The 13,804-nt window shown below is 74.0% G+C and carries 13 protein-coding genes and 1 riboswitch; of the genes, 6 read left to right on the top strand and 7 right to left on the bottom strand.

Annotated features, from left to right (window positions below):
• Positions 1 to 365: 365 nt before the first annotated feature.
• The gene (locus tag CCN42_RS14400; protein ID WP_086735969.1) at positions 366 to 1,064 is read right to left on the bottom strand and encodes a nucleotidyltransferase domain-containing protein; all 699 of its coding nucleotides are present in this window, start codon (positions 1,062 to 1,064) and stop codon (positions 366 to 368) included.
• 204 nt (positions 1,065 to 1,268) lie between these two features.
• Here CCN42_RS14400 and CCN42_RS14395 point away from each other — a divergent pair, with 204 nt between their 5' ends.
• The 6 genes from CCN42_RS14395 to CCN42_RS42575 all read left to right on the top strand — a co-directional run bounded on the left by CCN42_RS14395 (position 1,269) and on the right by CCN42_RS42575 (position 5,914).
• Positions 1,269 to 2,363, top strand: a complete 1,095-nt coding sequence (locus CCN42_RS14395; RefSeq protein ID WP_086735967.1) for a glycerophosphodiester phosphodiesterase family protein — start codon at positions 1,269 to 1,271, stop codon at positions 2,361 to 2,363.
• Between the two features lie 247 nt (positions 2,364 to 2,610).
• Positions 2,611 to 2,795, top strand: a riboswitch (cobalamin riboswitch).
• Positions 2,796 to 2,825: 30 nt separating this feature from the next.
• On the top strand, positions 2,826 to 3,533 hold the full coding sequence (locus CCN42_RS14390; RefSeq protein WP_086735966.1) for an energy-coupling factor ABC transporter permease: 708 nt from the start codon (positions 2,826 to 2,828) through the stop codon (positions 3,531 to 3,533).
• 5 nt (positions 3,534 to 3,538) lie between these two features.
• Positions 3,539 to 3,928 carry an energy-coupling factor ABC transporter substrate-binding protein gene (locus tag CCN42_RS14385; RefSeq protein WP_245877279.1) on the top strand — a complete coding sequence of 130 codons (390 nt, stop codon included), beginning with the start codon at positions 3,539 to 3,541 and terminating at the stop codon, positions 3,926 to 3,928.
• A 6-nt stretch (positions 3,929 to 3,934) separates the two neighbouring features.
• Positions 3,935 to 4,684 carry a cobalt ECF transporter T component CbiQ gene (cbiQ, locus tag CCN42_RS14380; protein ID WP_086735964.1) on the top strand — a complete coding sequence of 250 codons (750 nt, stop codon included), beginning with the start codon at positions 3,935 to 3,937 and terminating at the stop codon, positions 4,682 to 4,684.
• Positions 4,681 to 5,553, top strand: a complete 873-nt coding sequence (locus tag CCN42_RS14375) for an energy-coupling factor ABC transporter ATP-binding protein (RefSeq protein WP_086735962.1) — start codon at positions 4,681 to 4,683, stop codon at positions 5,551 to 5,553. The genes cbiQ and CCN42_RS14375 overlap by 4 nt, the downstream gene beginning before the upstream one ends.
• A gap of 58 nt (positions 5,554 to 5,611) precedes the next feature.
• Complete coding sequence (locus CCN42_RS42575; protein ID WP_281259492.1) at positions 5,612 to 5,914, top strand: DUF6463 family protein; 303 nt, start codon at positions 5,612 to 5,614, stop codon at positions 5,912 to 5,914.
• 44 nt (positions 5,915 to 5,958) lie between these two features.
• On the opposite strand, the gene CCN42_RS14370 is transcribed toward CCN42_RS42575, so the two are convergent.
• The 6 genes from CCN42_RS14370 to CCN42_RS14345 all read right to left on the bottom strand — a co-directional run bounded on the left by CCN42_RS14370 (position 5,959) and on the right by CCN42_RS14345 (position 13,635).
• Positions 5,959 to 7,848, bottom strand: coding sequence for an ATP-binding cassette domain-containing protein (locus CCN42_RS14370; RefSeq protein ID WP_086735960.1), 1,890 nt, complete (start codon positions 7,846 to 7,848; stop codon positions 5,959 to 5,961).
• A gap of 213 nt (positions 7,849 to 8,061) precedes the next feature.
• Positions 8,062 to 8,766 carry an ABC transporter ATP-binding protein gene (locus tag CCN42_RS14365; RefSeq protein WP_086735959.1) on the bottom strand — a complete coding sequence of 235 codons (705 nt, stop codon included), beginning with the start codon at positions 8,764 to 8,766 and terminating at the stop codon, positions 8,062 to 8,064.
• Complete coding sequence (locus tag CCN42_RS14360; RefSeq protein WP_086735972.1) at positions 8,759 to 9,676, bottom strand: ABC transporter ATP-binding protein; 918 nt, start codon at positions 9,674 to 9,676, stop codon at positions 8,759 to 8,761. Before CCN42_RS14360 ends, CCN42_RS14365 begins: the two co-directional genes overlap by 8 nt.
• Positions 9,677 to 10,164: 488 nt before the next feature.
• Complete coding sequence (locus CCN42_RS14355; RefSeq protein ID WP_086735957.1) at positions 10,165 to 11,070, bottom strand: ABC transporter permease; 906 nt, start codon at positions 11,068 to 11,070, stop codon at positions 10,165 to 10,167.
• Positions 11,060 to 12,028, bottom strand: a complete 969-nt coding sequence (locus CCN42_RS14350; RefSeq protein WP_086735955.1) for an ABC transporter permease — start codon at positions 12,026 to 12,028, stop codon at positions 11,060 to 11,062. The genes CCN42_RS14355 and CCN42_RS14350 overlap by 11 nt, the downstream gene beginning before the upstream one ends.
• 20 nt (positions 12,029 to 12,048) lie before the next feature.
• The gene (locus tag CCN42_RS14345) at positions 12,049 to 13,635 is read right to left on the bottom strand and encodes an ABC transporter substrate-binding protein (protein WP_086735952.1); all 1,587 of its coding nucleotides are present in this window, start codon (positions 13,633 to 13,635) and stop codon (positions 12,049 to 12,051) included.
• Positions 13,636 to 13,804: the final 169 nt, after the last annotated feature.

Below are 13,804 nucleotides of genomic sequence, written 5' to 3'. Positions count from 1 at the left end.
GGGGGGGACGGGCAGGCGGAACCGGGTCTGGGCCGGGTCCGGGCCTACAGGGGTCCCGTCGAAGTCGGTACGACGTCACGCGTCGTACGGCGTGCGACACGCGTCGGTACGACGCCGTGTCCCTGTCTTCGTCACGGCATCCGGTGCCGGCCGCGCAGCGGGCACCGGGCGGCCGTGGACACCAGGATCACCTCGAAGCGGGGACGGGGAACGACGACAGCGGTGCGGTCACGCACGGCCCGGCTCCCCTCACTCGACTCGCTTCACACGACGGCGCGCCGCGCCCCGCCTCGGGGCGGTGCGCGATCACTCGGCGAGTGTAAGGAGACGGACAGGCCGCGAGCACCGGGTTTTTCAGCGGCTGCCTACGCGGCCTCGGGTGTGTAGTAGTGCGCCCGGACCCGCCGCAGCCACGCGTCCGCCGCGCTCTCGTCGGGCTGTTCGGGCAGTACGCTGCGCGTCCGGTCGAAGGCGGACTCGTAGTGGCGCAGCAGCGGCAGTGCGGCGGACGGGTCGGCGGCGACCTGTTCGCCGAAGCGGTGGTAGCTCTCGGGGTCGTCGACCCGGACGGTCAGCCGGCCGGTGGTGTACAGCTCGTAGCCCTGGTGGCACAGCCGCTTGAGGTGGCGGGCGTGCTTGGCGGAGCGTCTGCGGGTGGGGGTTCCGTGCTCGTCGGTGGTGAACCGGTTCTGCAGCTTTCTGAACTGCTGGGTGGCGTAGCCGAGGTAGGCGTCGCGCACCCGGCGGGCGCTCAGCAGCGTGGTGCGGATGTCGATCAGTTCGTCACCGAGCGGGGTGCGCACCTCGTACAGCTCGTCGGGCAGCCAGACCAGTTCCATCACCGTCGGGTTGCCGCCGAGGGCGAGCCGGCACCACTTGGCGGCCTCGTGCAGGGTGCGGTCGGGTGCCGTGGAGACGTGGGACTCCTTCGGCGCGTGCAGTCCGTGCAGTGACTCGGTGGGCGCCGCGAACACGCCGAGCCGGTCCACGTCGGAGTCCTCGTGGGCGAGTCCGTACGCGGTCGAGCCGACGACGCCGGACAGCAGGATGTTGTTCACGGTCATCCGCGTCATGATGCAGCGCTCCCCCGAATGCCTCACGCGCATTTCCGCCCGCTCCCCCGTGATGCGCCGTGTGACATGGTACGTGCGTGGCCGAGCGGCCGGTTCCCCGAGCGTTCACGGCTCCCTCACTCCCGCGTCCTTCTGGCCCGCCCCGCGGCGAACTAGCGTGCCAGGGCGTCCCTTCGACGAACGAGTGAGGTCCCGATGTCCGCCCGACACTTCCTCGCCGCCCTGGCCCTGCTGCCGGCCCTCGCCCTCCCGGCGACCGCCCAGGCCGCCACCGGCCCCGCGCCGGCGCCCGGCGTTCCGCCCCGGACGGCGGTCCCGCCACGGAAGACCCACTTCGACCTCCAGGCCCACCGCGGCGGCCTCGGCCTGACGACCGAGAGCACGCTGGAGGGGTTCGCCAAGGCCCTGCGGCTCGGGGTGTCCACGCTGGAGCTGGACACCCAGGTCACCCGGGACCACAAGGTCGTCGTCACCCACGACCGGCAGGTCAGCGCCCAGAAGTGCCGGGACACGGCACCCGTCGTGCCCGGCGACCCGCAGTACCCGTACGTCGGCAAGTACGTCAAGGACTTGACCCTGGCCCAGCTCACGACCATGGACTGCGGCTACCGGCAGCTGCCGGGCCACCCCGGGCAGGAGCGGATCGCGGGCGCCCGGATGGTGGAGCTGCGGGACGTGCTGGACCTGGTGAAGCGTTACAGGGCCCGGCAGGTCACCCTCAACGTCGAGACGAAGGTCGAGGCGGGCGCGCCCGAGCAGACCGCGCCGCGCGAGCTGTTCGTGCGGCGGGTGTACGAGGAGATCCGCGCCTCGGGCATCGAGCGGCAGGTGACGGTCCAGTCCTTCGACTGGGGCGCGCTGAAGGTGATGCACCGGCTCGCCCCGCACTGGCCGCTGGTGGCCCTCACCAACCACGACTTCCTCCAGGTCGGCGAGCCGGGCGCCTCCCCGTGGCTCGGCGGGATCGACGCCGACGACTACGGCGGCGACTTCGTGCGGGCCGCCGCCACCGTCCCCGGTGTCCGGGCCCTCTCCCCCAACTACGGCTTCCCGCAGAACGGGAAGATCGGTGACCCGGGCTTCCGCTTCTACCCGGACCGGGCGATGATCGCCGCCGCCCATGCGCGCGGGCTGAAGGTCGTCCCGTGGACCTGCGACGATCCCGCCACGGTGGCCGCGCTGATGGACCTGGGGGTGGACGGGATCATCACCGACTACCCGGACCGGGTACGGGCGCTGATGGCGGAGCGGGGCATGCGGCTGCCGAAGCAGTACCACCCGCGGGGCTGACCCGCCGGAGCCGGACCACCGGAGCCGACCCGCCGGCACCGGCCCGCCGAGGCCGATCCGCGCTCCCCCCTGTGGCGTTGAGCACGCTGTTCGTGGTCCGGCGGTCGGTGGCATCGCCGCGGGGACGGGGGACGCCCCGGTCCCCGCGGGGCCATCGGCCGCCCGGGCCGCCGACCGCGTGCGCCGGTGGGCCGTCGGTGCCGCCGAGCGCCCCCGGCGTGCGCTTGTCACCACCCCGAGCAGGGCATTACTGTCACCACGCCTTGGTGAACGGGAAATCCGGTGTGATGCCGGTGCGGCCCTCGCCACTGTGATCGGGAAGTCCGGCTCCGGCCCTCGCGGGCAGCCACTGGGTCCTCACGGACCCGGGAAGGCGGAGTTCGGGCGGTGGTACCCGTCAGCCAGGAGACCGGCCAAGGCGCGTCAACCATCCACGAGGTGCTGGAGAGGGTCGTTCGAGCCATGCACATAGCCGAGGGTTTTCTGCCTCCGGCGCACGCGGTCGCCTGGGGCGCCGCGTCCGCGCCCTTCGTCGTCCACGGCGTCCGTTCCCTCACTCGTGAGGTCCGTGAACATCCCGAGAGCACGCTGCTGCTGGGGGCCTCCGGAGCCTTCACCTTCGTCCTGTCCGCCCTCAAACTGCCCTCGGTCACCGGCAGCTGCTCGCACCCCACCGGCACCGGTCTCGGCGCAATTCTGTTCCGGCCGCCCGCGATGGCGGTGCTCGGCACGATCACGCTGCTCTTCCAGGCGCTGCTGCTCGCGCACGGCGGGCTGACCACGCTCGGCGCCAACGTCTTCTCGATGGCGATCGCCGGGCCATGGGCCGGGTACGCCGTCTACCGGCTGCTGCGGCGCTACGCCGTGCCGCTGATGGTCGCGGTGTTCTTCGGCGCGTTCGTCGCCGACCTGTCCACCTACTGCGTCACCAGCGTCCAGCTGGCGCTGGCCTTCCCCGACCCGGGCAGCGGGTTCCTGGGCGCGCTCGGCAAGTTCGGCACCATCTTCGCCGTCACGCAGATCCCGCTCGCGGTGAGCGAGGGGCTGCTGACGGTACTGGTCATGCGGCTCCTGGTGCAGTCGAGCAAGGGCGAACTGACCCGGCTGGGCGTACTGGTGGCCGGCAAGCGGGCCGAGGCGAAGCCGGCCGGCAGCGAGGCGGTGGCGTGATGGGAATGAGCCGCAACGCGAAGATCAACGTCCTGCTGCTGCTCGTCGTCGTCGCGCTCGCCGTGCTGCCGCTGGCACTCGGTCTCGGGGACGACGAGGAGGAGCCGTTCACGGGCGCCGACGCCCAGGCCGAGACGGCGATCACCGAGATCGACCCGGACTACGAGCCCTGGTTCTCGCCGCTGTACGAGCCGCCGTCCGGGGAGATCGAGTCGGCGCTGTTCGCCGTGCAGGCGGCCATCGGTGCGGGCGTCCTCGCCTACTACTTCGGCCTGCGGCGCGGCCGGCGGCAGGGTGAGCAGCGCGCCCTGGCCCGGCGGGACGCCGGGGCACCCCCAGACACTGCGGTACCGCGGGACGCCGCCGCGGGCGCCGAGCGCGAGTCCGGGGTCTGAGCGCGCGTGCTGCCGATCGACGAGGCGGCGCACGCCAGCCGCTGGCGCCGCCGTCACCCGGTGGACAAGGCCGTGCTCGGGCTCGGCCTCACCGTGCTCGCGATCTCCCTGCCGCCCTGGCCGGGTGCGGCGCTGGTGCTGGTGTCCGCGCTGGCCGTGCTGCTCGGCCCGGCGGGGGTGCCCGCGCGCCGGCTGTGGCGGGCGTACCGGGTGCCGCTCGGGTTCTGTGTGACAGGCGCGGCCACGCTGCTGATCCAGGTGGGCGGTCCCGGCGGGTTCCTGGCGCTCGCCCCCGAGGGCCCCGTGCGCGCCGGTGAGCTGCTGCTGCGCACCTCGGCCGCCTCTCTCGGCGTGCTGCTGTTCGCCTTCACCACCCCCATGTCCGACCTGCTGCCCCGGCTGGTGCGGGCCGGGGTGCCCGCACCGGTGGTGGACGTGGCCCTGGTGACGTACCGGATGAGCTTCCTGCTGCTGGACTCGGTGCGACTGATCCGGGACGCGCAGGCCGCCCGGCTCGGGCACACCACGCGGGCCGCGGCCTGGCGTTCGCTGGCCGGGCTGGGCGCGACCGCGTTCGTGCGGGCCTTCGACCGGGCGACGCGGCTCCAGGCGGGGCTCGCCGGGCGCGGCTACGACGGCACGCTGCGCGTCCTGGTCCCCGAGGCGCGGGTCTCCGTGCCCTTCACCGCCGCGAGCTGCGCCCTGCTGGCGGCGCTGGCCGTGCTCACCTTCGTACTGGAAAGGCCCCTGACATGAGTGAGGCCGCTGACGTGAACGAAGCCTCTGCCCTGGTCGCCCTGCGGGGCGTGTCCTTCGCGTACGAGGACGGTCCGGCCGTGCTCGGCGGGCTCGACTTCGCGGTGCGCGAGGGGCGGGCGCTGGCGCTGCTGGGGCGCAACGGCAGCGGCAAGACCACGCTGATGCGGCTGCTCAGCGGCGGACTGCGCCCGCGCGAGGGCCGGCTGACCGTCGAGGGCGACCCGGTCGGCTACGACCGCAAGGGGCTGACCCGGCTGCGGACGACCGTCCAGCTCGTGGTGCAGGACCCGGACGACCAGCTGTTCGCCGCGTCCGTCGCGCAGGACGTGTCGTTCGGGCCGCTGAACCTGGGGCTCGGGGACGCGGAGGTGCGGGCCCGGGTCGCGGAGGCGCTGGCCGCGCTGGACATCACCGCGCTGGCCGACCGGCCCACCCATCTGCTGTCGTACGGGCAGCGCAAGCGGACCGCGATCGCGGGTGCGGTGGCGATGCGGCCGCGGGTGCTGATCCTCGACGAGCCGACCGCCGGCCTGGACCCGGACGGCCAGGAGCGGCTGCTGGCCACACTGGACGGGCTGCGCGAGCGCGGTACGACGGTGGTCATGGCTACCCATGATGTCGACCTGGCGCTGCGCTGGGCCGACGACGCGGCCCTGCTCACCCCCGCCGGGGTGCGCACCGGCCCGGCGCCGGAACTGCTCGCCCGCACGGATCTGCTCGCGCAGGCGGGTCTGCGGCTGCCGTGGGGTGTGGCGGCGGCCCGGCTGCTGCACGCCCAGGGCCTGCTGCCCGACCCCGCCGACGGCCCGCGCACGGCGGAGGCCCTGGCGGCGCTCGCCGCCGCGCGTACCCCGGCCGAGGGCTGAGTCACCGAGTCACCGAATCGCTGAGTCCCTGAGTCCCTGAGTCGCCTCGGACGGCTTCCTGCGCACCTCGGTCGACCCCGGCGCCCCGCACTACTTCGCACGCGAGGCGAGCATCTGGTTCCTGGCCTGCGGGGTCACCCTGCTGGCGCTGGGCACGCTGGCGCGGGCCGCACTGCGGTCGACCGGGCGGGTGCCCGCGCAGATCGGCTGGTATCTGCTCGGCCTGGGCGTGCCGCTGTGCGTCATCTACTTCCCGGTGACCGGAAGCTGGGCCCTCCCGGTCATCGGCGTCCTCACGCTCGTCGCGGCACGCGGCGGACGTGAGGACGCCGTTACGGCCCCGGGAGCGGGCCCGCGCTGAACCCGCCCGCGCCCGGGCACCCTCGTCTCACGGCGGAGGCGGCCTCACCGGTCCTTCGCCAGGGCGACCAGCTCGGCGAACAGGCCGCCCGCGTGGAGAAGGTCGTCGTAGGTGCCCTCCTCGACGACCCGCCCCTCCCGCAGGACCACGATCCGGTCCGCGAGCCGGGTGTTCTCCAGCTGGTGGGTGACGACGACGGTCATCCGGCGGGCGGCGACACGCTTGATCTCCAGGAAGATGCGGTGCTCGCCGCGCGGGTCCATCTGCGAGGTCGGCTCGTCGAGGATCAGCAGGGGTGTACGGCGGTACAGGGCCCGGGCGCACACCAGGCGCTGCCACTGGCCGCCGGACAGTTCGACGCCGCCGAAGAGCTCGCGGGCGAGCAGCGTGTCGAGTCCCTGGGGCAGCCGCTCCACGGCGTCGCGCATGCCGACGGCGTCGACGGCCTCCCACACGGGTGCGTCGTCGTGGGGGCGGGGCTGGCCGAGGGTGACGTTCTCGCGGGCGCGCAGCGGCCAGCACGCGAAGTTCTGCGGGACGAGCGCGGTGCGGTCCCACACGGAGTCGGGCCGGGCCCGCGCCAGATCGGTCCCGTCCCACAGCACGCGGCCCTTGTCGGGCAGGAGGATGCCGGTCAGGAGCTTGGTGAGGGTGGACTTGCCCGAGCCGTTCTCGCCGACGACCGCCAGGATCTCCCCGCGGCGCAGGGTGAGGGAGACTCCCGCGACGGCGGGCTCGTCCTTGCCCGGGTACTGGTAGACCACCTCGTCGAGGCGGATCTCGTCCACCTCCTCCGGGACGGTCAGTTCGCCGCGCCTGGGAGCGCGTTCGGCGGCCAGGTCGAGGAAGGAGCGCATGTCGGCGAGGTAGAGCGAGGTGTGGAACAGCGCGGCTCCGTGCTGGACGAGCGCGGAGAGCGCGGCCAGCGTGGTCTGCACGGCGACCACCGCGGTGGCCGCGACCGGCAGGGCGACCCGCCCGGTGCCCGCGAGCCAGGCCAGCGCGGTCCAGGTGACCAGCAGGAACACCCCGCCGAGCGCGGAGGTCGCGAGCACGATGCGGAGCATGCGCGGGGCGGCGGCCAGGGTGCGCCGGTCGATGCGGTCGGACAGGGCGCGGTACCAGTAGACGAGGTAGCCGGTCATCCCGTTGGCGCGGATCTCGTCGCCGTGCCGGGGATAGGTGGCCCAGAAGCGCATCATGCCGCGGACGTTGCGGTCGGCGACGTTGGCGTAGTGCGTGGCGTAGTCGACGCGGGCGGACAGCACGGCGCCCAGGCCCGCCGGCAGCACGGCGAGCAGCAGCAGCGGGAGCATCAGCCAGTGCAGCGCGCCGATGACGCCGGCGGCGGCGGTCATGCGGATCAGGGAGGAGAGGAAGCGCTGGGCGTCCCGGACCATGTAGGTGGTGCGGGTGACACCGACCTCGGCGGCCTCCTGCCGGTCGGCGAAGCCGTCCACGGCGTAGGCGGACGCCTCGACCCGGCAGACGGCGGAGACCAGGGCGACATCGGCCCGGGTGGTCAGGCGAGGCGTGATCCGCCCGTCGGCGTAGGAGGCGAGGGCGCCGCCGACCCGGCCGGCCGCCGCGGCCGCGGTGACCGCCACGAGGTCGGGCAGGGCGGCATGCAGGCGTTCGGGTACCGCGCCGGTGCCGAGCAGATGGGTCATGGCGCGCGCGGTGAAGCCCAGGACCACGGCGGCACAGACGCCGGTGAGCAGCTGGCAGCCGAGCAGCAGCAGGACGGCACGGCGGTCCACGGCCCACGCCATGCGCACGGTGTGGCCGAGCACGGCCGGCAGCCGCCGGCACATCGCCCGGAAACTGGCCTCCTCCAGGGGGTTCTTGCCGAACTTCCCCGCGTAACCGATCGTGGCCGGGGGTGGCGGGGGAGGTGGGTCGGAACTCTCTGTCGCGGTGTCGGGAACGGTCACCTGCGTCCCTCCTCGGGCTCGGCGCCGCACCTGGGTGGTCCGGCGGTGTCCGGCTCAACGAGGGCGCACGCGAATCGAACGCGCTCGATTCCGGACGACGCGCGGGCCCGCGATTCGGGGGTGCCGAGGCGCGGGACCCGGTGCCGTACGGCCTGTGCGCGGGCCGGAGGTGGCCGAAACGCCGGTGCCCGTGACGGATGTGACCGACGGGTTTCAGGCCGGTGCGTGCCCGGCTGCGACCGGCTCCGCCGGCCGGGGAGCGGGGGCGCGCAGGTCGTCCCAGTGGACCGTGCGGTCGCACCAGCGGCGCAGCAGGGTGTGGTCGTGGCCGACGGACAACAGGCCCGCGCCGGTACGGGCGCGGTAGTCCTCGACGACCGCGACCAGGGCCGCGCTGGTCGAGGCGTCGAGCATCGCGGTCATCTCGTCGCACACCAGCCAGCGCGGGCGGAGCACCAACGCCCGGGCCAGGCAGGCCCGTTGCAGCTGGCCGTCGCTGACCTCGTGCGGGCGCCTGGTCAGCAGGTCCGCGGTCAGGCCCACCGTCTCGGCGAGTTCGGCGACCCGCTCCGGCGCCTCGGCGCGGCGGCCGGTGGCGCGCAGGGGTTCCGCGATCAGGTCGGACAGCGTCAGCCGGGGGTCGGCGGAGAGCCGGGCCTGCTGGAAGACGACCCCGAAGGCGGTGCGCCGGTCGCGCGGGGCGCGGTGCCGCCACCGGTGGACGGGGGTGCCGTCGAGGACGACGGTGCCCGCGTCGGGGCGGTGCAGCAGAGCGGCGACCCGGGCGAGGGTGGACTTGCCGCAGCCGCTGGGGCCGAGCAGGCCGACGGCCTCGCCGGGGGCGACGGTCAGGGAGACGCCCCGGACGACGGGGGCCCGGCGGTCGTATCCGGCGGTGATGGCGCGCAGTTCAAGCACGGACGTCCTCCACGGCGTGCGGGTGGTGGCAGGCGACCGTGCCGGTCCCCGGGGGCGGGGTGGCGCAGACGTCGGTGGCGCGGTCGCAGCGGGCGGCGAAGGCGCAGCCGCCGGGCAGGTCGCCGAGTTCCGGGGGCATGCCGGGAATGGGGACGAAGGCCCGGTCGGGCAGGGCGTCGAGCAGGCCGCGGCTGTAGGGGTGGCGGGGGCCGGGCGCGCCGAAGAAGGCGGCGGCGTCGGCGAGTTCCACGATCCGGCCCGCGTACATCACCGCCACCCGGTCGGCGATCCGTTCGGCGGCGGCCAGGTCGTGGGTGATCATCAGCAGGGCGCGGCCGGTGCCGTCGGCGTCGACGTGCCGCCGCAGTTCGTCCACCGTGCGGTCCACCAGGTCGCGGTCGAGGCCCGTGGTCGGCTCGTCGGCGAGCAGCAGCGGGGCGTCGCCGACCAGGGCGAGCGCGGTGGCGGCCCGCTGGGCGAGGCCGCCGGACAACTCGTGCGGGTACCGGTCGAGATGGCCGGACGGGAACGCGGCGCGTTCGGCGGCGGCCTCCGCGGCGGCGCGCAGCGCCTTCCGGCCGCGGACCGGGGCCAGCGCGGCGACGGTCTCCTCCAGCTGGGAGCGGATGGTGCGTACGGGGGTGAGGTGCGCGGCCGGGCTCTGCGGGACGAGACCGATGAGACGGCCCCGGACCGTGCGGGCCAGGGTCCGTTCGCCGACGGAGAGCAGGTCCAGGTCGCCGAGCAGCGCCTGCCCGGCGGTCTGGGCGTTGCCGGGCAGCAGGCCGAGCAGGGCGGAGGCGAGCACGGACTTGCCGCAGCCGCTCTCGCCGATCAGGGCCAGGCACTCACCGGCCGCCACCTCGAAGTGGGCGTCGGTCACGGCGGCGATCCGGCGTCCGCCGGGCATGAGGAACCGCACGGACAGCCCGCGCACCGCGAGCACGGGTCCCTGACGCCGGGCCCCCGTGCCGGCCGGGGCCCCGACGCCGGCTTCCGCCGCCTCGTCGGCCTTCACGACGGCGTGGGCTTCGGCTTCGTGTCGGGCTCTGGTGCCCTTCTCGGCCTCGGCCGCCGCGTCTGCCTCGGTCACCAGGTCCGCCACGGCATCCGCCTCCCTCACCTTCTCGCCTCCGCCGACAGCTTCCGCCGCGGTCACCCTGTCGCCTCCGCCGACGGCATCCACATCCGCATCCGCATCCGTCACCTTCTCGCCTCCGCCGACGGCTTCCGCCTCCGTCACCGCGTCCGCGCCGCCGACGGCACCGGACTTCCTCACAGCGCCGGATCCGCCCGTGACCTCGGCGGTCGTCCCCGCACCGGCCCCGCTCACCGCATCAGCCTCCGCCACCGGACCGGTTCCACCGGCGGCAGCCCCCCTCACCGGGTGCGCCTCGTTCACAGCATCAGCTCCGACCGGCGACGGGGGTTGATCCGCTCCCGCCAGGCGCCGGCGAGGCCCGCGATGGCGAGGGTCGGCAGAATGATGAGCAGGCCGGGGAACAGGGTGGGCCACCACTGTCCGGCGAGCAGGGAGCCGCGGGCGCCCTGGATCAGGGTGCCGAGGCTCGCGGTGTGGGTGGGCAGGCCGAGTCCGAGGAAGGACAGCGCGGACTCGTGCCACATGGCGTGCGGCACCATCAGCACGGCGGCGAGCGCGGCCTGCGGCATTACGCCGGGCAAGAGGTGCCGTACGGTCACCCGCCATCGGGACGCTCCCCCGCTGACGGCGGCGTCGATGTACGGGCGGGAACGCAGGGACAGCACCTCGGCGCGCACGATCCGCGCGGTGGACAGCCAGTGGGTGAGGGCGACGGAGACCACCACCGGCCAGACACCGGGCCGGAACATGGCGACGATGAAGATGCCGAGCAGCAGGTGCGGCACGGAGGAGACGGTGTCGACGATCCGCATGATGCCCCGGTCGGCCCAGCCGCCGAGCGCTCCGGCGGCGGCGCCGACGGCGGTGCCGATGACGGTCGCGGTCAGCGCCGCCGCCACGCCGACGAGCAGGGAGACCCGCAGCCCGTAGACACAGCGCAGCAGCAGGTCGCGGCCGACGTCGTCGGTGCCGAACGGGTGCTCCCAGGAGGGGGCTTGCAGCTTGGCGGCCAGGTCGACGGCCTGCTGGTCGAGCTGGACCAGGGGCGGGACGAGCAGGACGGCGAGGACGGTCGCGGCGAGCAGGGCGGCCGAGACGCGGACCCGCAGGGTGCGGGTGGTGCGGCGTTTCCCGCCGTACGACCGCCACACGGGTCCGGCCGGGGACGGGGGCGCGGCGGGCGCCGGTGCGTCACATGTCACTGAGCTTCACCCTCGGGTCGAACAGTCCGTAGAGCAGGTCGGCGAGCAGGTTGCCGAGGAGGACGGCGGCGGTGGCGAGCGTGGTCAGCGCGGCCAGCAGCGGGAAGTCGACGGCGGTGGCCGCCTCGACGGTGGCCGCGGCGATGCCGGGCCAGCTGAACACGGTCTCCACCAGCAGGGCACCGGTGATGAGTTCGGGCACGCGGGAGCCGATCAGGGTGAGCACGGGCAGCAGTCCGGAGCGCAGCGCGTGGCCGAGCAGCACGGTGTGCTCGGCCAGGCCGCGGGCGCGGGCGCCGCGCACCGGGTCCTCGGCGAGGGCGTCGGCGACGCCTTGGCGGACGTAGAGCGTGAACCAGGGCAGCTGGGAGACGGCGAGGACGCCGGCGGGCAGCAGCAGGTGGCTGGTGACCTGCCCGAACGTGACGTGTTCGCTGGCGGTGTCGGTGAGGCCGCCCGCCGGGAGGAGGTCCCACTGGAGGGCGAAGAGCCACACGGCGAGCAGCGCGATCCAGAAGACCGGGGCGGCTTCCAGCAGGTAGGCGAGGGAGGTGACGGCCCGGTCCGGGAGGGAGCCGGGGCGGCGCGCGGCGAGCACCCCGAGCACGGTCCCGAGCAGGACGGCGACGGCGAACGCGACCGCGCAGAGCAGCGCGGACCACACCAGGCGTTCGCCGATGACCTGGGTCACCGGCTGCCGCAGCACGCTGGAGTGGCCGAGGTCGCCGCCGAGCGCGGCGGTCAGCCAGTCCCACCAGCGGACCCAGAACGGCTCGTCCACGCCGAGGTTGGCGCGCAGCCGGTCCAGGGTCTCCTGGTCCGCGCCGAGCGCGGCGGTCCCGGCGTAGGCCTTGACGGGGTCGAACGGGGAGGCGGCGGCGATGGCGAACACGCCGAAGGTGACGGCGAGGAGGACAGGCCCCGCGAACAGGGCCCGCCGTCCCGCCAGGCGGGCCATCGCCCCCCAGGGAGGGGTGGTCATCGCTTGGCCTGCCAGTCCTCGATGTTCCACCAGGGGCCGCTGGCGAAGCCGTGCTCGTGCGGTTCGAGCTGGGTGGTCAGGCCGTCCCAGCGGTCGGCGAGCACGTAGAGGTGGTCGATGTGGGTGAGGAAGGTGTACCCGGGGTTGTCGACGAGGGCGCGCTGGAGCGTGCCGTAGGCGGCCTTGCGTTCGGCCGGGGCCTGGGTGCGGCGGCCGGTGTCGAGGGCCTTGTCGACGGCCGGGTCCCGGTAGCGGGCCATGTTGTTGAAACCGTCGCCGGCGAGGGAGGAGTGCAGCAGGGTGTAGAGGCCGAAGTCGGGATCGCCGACGCTGCCGAAGCCGGCGAGGACGGCGTCCTTGCCCATGCGCGGCTCGATGACCTCCCAGGTGGCGCTCTCCACGGTCACGTCGATGCCGGCCTTCTTGGCGTCGGAGGCGTAGGCGAGGGCGTGGTCCTGGCGGACCTTGTCGCCGGAGGGGTAGAGCAGGGTGAACGCGGCGCGGCGGCCGTTCTTGGCGCGGATGCCGTCGTCGCCGGGCTTCCAGCCGGCCCGGTCGAGGATCCGCCGGGCCTTGGCGAGGTCGTGGGCGCGCTGGATGCCGGCGGCGAAGTAGGGGTCGTCCATGGGCAGCGGCCCGTAGGCGGGGCGGCCGGCCCCGTCGAGGATCTTGTCGACCATGGCCTGGCGGTCCACGGCGGCGTCGAGTGCCTGCCGGACGGCGCGGTCGCCGGTGACCTCGTCGCCGGTGGGGAGGGTGACGGCGCGGAAGTCGTAGGACTTCGCCTCGTAGGTGCGCTTGTCGTTGTCGTGTCCGAAGGTGGCGGCGAGGTTGGGCGGCAGGACGGCGCCGTCGAGGTCGCCGGAGCGCAGCCGGGTGGCGCGGACGTCGTCGTCGGCGATGACCGCCATGGTGAAGGTCTTCACCTCGGGCGCGGGGCCCCAGTAGTGCGGGTTGGCCTTGAAGGTGAGCTTCTCGCCCTTGCGCCACTGCGCGAGGACGTACGGCCCGGTGCCGACCGGTTCGGTGTTGAGGGAGCCGGTGTTGGGGTCCTGCTTCGCGGCGATGTGCTCGGGGACGATGGGCAGCACGGTGCGGGCGGCGAAGGGCGCGTACGGGTACTTGAGGGTGAAGACGACGGTGTCGTCGCCGTCCGCGCGGACGCTCTTGACGGCGTCGAGTTCGCTCTTGGCGGTGTTGTTGGTCCTGGCGTCGAGGACGGTCCGGTAGGTGTAGACGACGTCGTCGGCGGTGAGCGGCTCGCCGTCGCTGAACTTCACGCCCTCGCGCAGGGTGAAGGTGTAGGTCCGGCCGCCGTCGGCGACCTTCGGCAGCGCGGCGGCCAGGGCCGGCTTCAGCTTCAGACCGGCGTCGCGGGCGAGCAGCCCGTCGAAGATCTTGGAGTTGCCGTCCTTGCCGTAGCCGAGCAGCGGGCTGAGGGTGTCCGGCTCGGAGGCGACACCGATGACCACGGACTCGGCGGCCCTGCCGTCGCCGGCCGTGTCGCCGGGTGCCGAGCAGGCGGCGACTGCGACGGTCATCGCCGCCGTGACGGCGGCACCTCGTATCCGACGGGCCGTCATCTCTCTCCCACCCCTGTTGCCAGATTCTCGTTGTTGCATAGCGATGGCAATTAAAGGTCACCGAGGTGGCCGAACACCAGTCGGGGTGGCTGGATCACCACGTACGTCCCCCCGTGTGACGACACCGCAAGGCACATCCGAATTGCGCATTTTGTCTGCTTAGCATGCG

The sequence above is a fragment of the Streptomyces glaucescens genome, assembly GCF_002154375.1.
GTDB lineage: Bacteria > Actinomycetota > Actinomycetes > Streptomycetales > Streptomycetaceae > Streptomyces > Streptomyces glaucescens.
Note: the sequence above shows the minus strand (reverse complement) of the source record. Positions and strands in the feature narration are given on the sequence as shown.

Coding starts and splice junctions, on each gene's coding strand:
- CCN42_RS14400 (WP_086735969.1), bottom strand. CDS start 1,064: ATGACCGTGAACAACATCCTGCTGTCCGGCGTCGTCGGCTCGACCGCG.
- CCN42_RS14395 (WP_086735967.1), top strand. CDS start 1,269: ATGTCCGCCCGACACTTCCTCGCCGCCCTGGCCCTGCTGCCGGCCCTC.
- CCN42_RS14390 (WP_086735966.1), top strand. CDS start 2,826: ATGCACATAGCCGAGGGTTTTCTGCCTCCGGCGCACGCGGTCGCCTGG.
- CCN42_RS14385 (WP_245877279.1), top strand. CDS start 3,539: ATGAGCCGCAACGCGAAGATCAACGTCCTGCTGCTGCTCGTCGTCGTC.
- CCN42_RS14375 (WP_086735962.1), top strand. CDS start 4,681: ATGAGTGAGGCCGCTGACGTGAACGAAGCCTCTGCCCTGGTCGCCCTG.
- CCN42_RS14360 (WP_086735972.1), bottom strand. CDS start 9,676: ATGCCCGGCGGACGCCGGATCGCCGCCGTGACCGACGCCCACTTCGAG.
- CCN42_RS14350 (WP_086735955.1), bottom strand. CDS start 12,028: ATGGCCCGCCTGGCGGGACGGCGGGCCCTGTTCGCGGGGCCTGTCCTC.
- CCN42_RS14345 (WP_086735952.1), bottom strand. CDS start 13,635: ATGACGGCCCGTCGGATACGAGGTGCCGCCGTCACGGCGGCGATGACC.